Raw genomic sequence first — 2,545 nt, 5'->3', positions numbered from 1 at the left:
ACCCCGGGCTTGCCCAGCAGGTAGGTGAGCACGAACCAGGTGTGGCTGGACCGCTCACCGATGCGGCAGTACACGACGGTCTTGTCGTCGGGGGTGATGAAGTCGTAGAGCTCCTCGAGCTCCTCGCGGCTGCGGAATCGCCCGCTCTCGTCGACGGCCTTGGCCCACGGGATGGACCGGGCCGTGGGGATGTGACCGCCGCGCAGCACGCCTTCCTCGGGGTAGTCGGGCATGTGGGTGCGCTTGCCGGTGTACTCGTCGGGCGAGCGCACGTCGATCAGCGGTTGGGTGCCCAGGATGGCCAGCACGTCGTCCTTGAAGGCCCGGATGGGTTCGTCGTTGCGGGCGACGACGGGGTAGCCGGTGGAGGTTTTGGTCGGCACGTCCAGCGTCACGTCCCGGCCTTCCCGGAGCCACAGGTCGCGACCGCCGTTGAGCAGGCGCACGTCCGGGTGGCCGAACAACGTGAACACCCACAGCGCGTAGGCGGCCCACCAGTTGCTCTTGTCGCCGTAGATCACCACGGTGTCGTCGCGCGAGATGCCCTTGCGGTCCATCAACTCCGCGAACTGCTCGCCGTTGATGTAGTCGCGGACCCTGGGGTCGTTGAGGTCGGTGTGCCAGTCGATCTTGACGGCGCCCGGGACATGGCCGACGTCGTAGAGCAAGACGTCCTCGTCGGATTCGACGATCACCAGGCCGGGGGCGCCCAGGTGGGCGGAGACCCAGTCGGCCGTGACCAGCCGTTCGGGGTGTGCGTAGTCGCTCAGCGTCGGGCTCGGATCGGGGGGTAATGCCACGCAACCGAGCCTACCGTCAGGGGTGTGAGGCCACTCACGGCCGCTGCCTACCGCGACACTTAAGTCATGGCGACGACACGCCGCGGCGGGTCGCCATGATTCAAGTCTCGAGATCAGTTGGTGGTGCCCACAGCGCGCTCACCGAGAGCCCCGCCCGCTGCAACATCGACCGCAGCAGCGGCAGGCTCACGCCGATCACGTTCGACGGGTCGCCGTCGATCCCGTCGACGAACCAGCCGGCCAGCCCGTCGAGCGTGAACCCGCCGGCGACGCTCAGCGGTTCGCCGCTGGCGACGTAGGCCCGCAGGTCCGCGTCGGAGAGATCGGCGAAACGCACTGTGGTGCAGGCTGATTGCGCTTCGCGGCCGATGACGGCCCCGTCGCTCAGCCGCAGCAGGCAGTGCCCGGTGTGCAGCCGGCCGGACCGGCCGGCCATGCCGCGCCACTGGGCCATCGCGGCGTCGGCCGAGCCGGGCTTGCCGCACAGCTCACCGTCCAGGTGCAGCATCGAATCACAGCCCAGGACAACGCAATCCGCCGCGACGGCCCCGTCCAGCTCGCCCGCCACGCGTTCGGCCTTGGCGGCCGCCAGCGCGCACACCACCTCGGCCGGCGCGGCGCCGGGCCCCAGCCCGGCGATGAGGGCGTCCTCGTCCACACCGGAAACCACGACCAGCGGATCGACGCCGGCCTGCCGCAGCACCTTCAGGCGGCCCGGCGAGGCCGACCCGAGGACCAGGCGGGTCAACGCTTCATGTGCGTCATCTGCTGCATGGTGAGCCGCTGGTAGTTCGACATCGCAAACCGCAGCCGGTCCACCGGCTGCCCCCAGCGGGTGGGCTCGGGCTCGGTGGGCGCGGGGGCACCGCCGCCCACCAGGCCGAGCGCGGTGACCAGCGCGGCCAGCTCCTCGTCGGTGGGGTGTCCCTTGACGATGTGGATGTGCGGCTCGTGCGGCTGTGCGGCCTCGTCGCTCACGGCTTCCTCGCTCACAGCGGGATGTTCCCGTGCTTCTTGGGGGGCAGGTGTGAGATCTTGCGTTCCAGCAGCCGCAGCGCCGTGCCGATGTAGCCGCGGGTGTGCGAGGGCGGGATCACCGCGTCGACGTAGCCCCGCTCGGCGGCGACGTACGGGTTGACCAGCGTGTCCTCGTACTCCTGCTGCAGCTCGAGCCGCAGCGCGTCGACGTCCTTGCCCTCCTTGGCCGCCTCGGCCAGCTGCTTGCGGTAGACGAAGCCGACGGCCCCGGAGGCGCCCATCACCGCGATCTGCGCGGTCGGCCAGGCGATGTTGACGTCGCAGCCCATGTCCTTGGAGCCCATGACGCAGTACGCGCCGCCGTAGGCCTTGCGGGTGATGACGGTGATCTTCGGAACCGTGGCCTCGCCGTAGGCGAACAGCAGCTTGGCGCCGCGCCGGATGATGCCGTTGTATTCCTGGCCCGTGCCCGGCAGGAAGCCCGGGACGTCCACCAGCATGATGATCGGGATGTTGAAGCAGTCGCAGGTCCGCACGAACCGCGCCGCCTTCTCCGAGGCGTTGATGTCCAGGCAGCCGGCGAACTGGGTGGGCTGGTTGGCCACGATGCCCACCGGCCGGCCCTCGATGCGGCCGAACCCGACGATGATGTTGGTGGCGTAGCCGTTCTGGATTTCCAGGAACTCGTCGTCGTCGAGGATGCGGGTGATCACCTCGTGCATGTCGTAGGGCTGGTTGGCCGAGTCCGGGATCAGCGTGTCCAGCTC

General features: G+C 69.4%; 4 protein-coding genes. All 4 read right to left on the bottom strand.

Going from position 1 to position 2,545, the window contains the following annotated elements:
- Positions 1 to 800, bottom strand: an 800-nt coding sequence (locus A9X04_RS03040; protein ID WP_067917626.1) for a sulfurtransferase, incomplete at its 3' end; no start/stop codon positions are given.
- Positions 801 to 900: 100 nt separating this feature from the next.
- Complete coding sequence (locus A9X04_RS03035) at positions 901 to 1,548, bottom strand: nucleoside triphosphate pyrophosphatase (protein ID WP_067917624.1); 648 nt, start codon at positions 1,546 to 1,548, stop codon at positions 901 to 903.
- Positions 1,545 to 1,793 carry an acyl-CoA carboxylase subunit epsilon gene (locus A9X04_RS03030; RefSeq protein ID WP_067917622.1) on the bottom strand — a complete coding sequence of 83 codons (249 nt, stop codon included), beginning with the start codon at positions 1,791 to 1,793 and terminating at the stop codon, positions 1,545 to 1,547. The genes A9X04_RS03035 and A9X04_RS03030 overlap by 4 nt, the downstream gene beginning before the upstream one ends.
- Positions 1,790 to 2,545 (bottom strand): acyl-CoA carboxylase subunit beta (locus A9X04_RS03025; protein WP_304442383.1); only part of this gene is annotated, 756 nt, incomplete at its 5' end. The genes A9X04_RS03025 and A9X04_RS03030, both read right to left, overlap by 4 nt.

It is taken from the genome of Mycobacterium sp. E3247 (genome assembly GCF_001667785.1).
In the GTDB taxonomy this organism is placed as follows: domain Bacteria; phylum Actinomycetota; class Actinomycetes; order Mycobacteriales; family Mycobacteriaceae; genus Mycobacterium.
The sequence above is the reverse complement of the archived record's forward strand: the minus strand, read 5'-3'. Positions and strand labels throughout refer to the sequence as shown.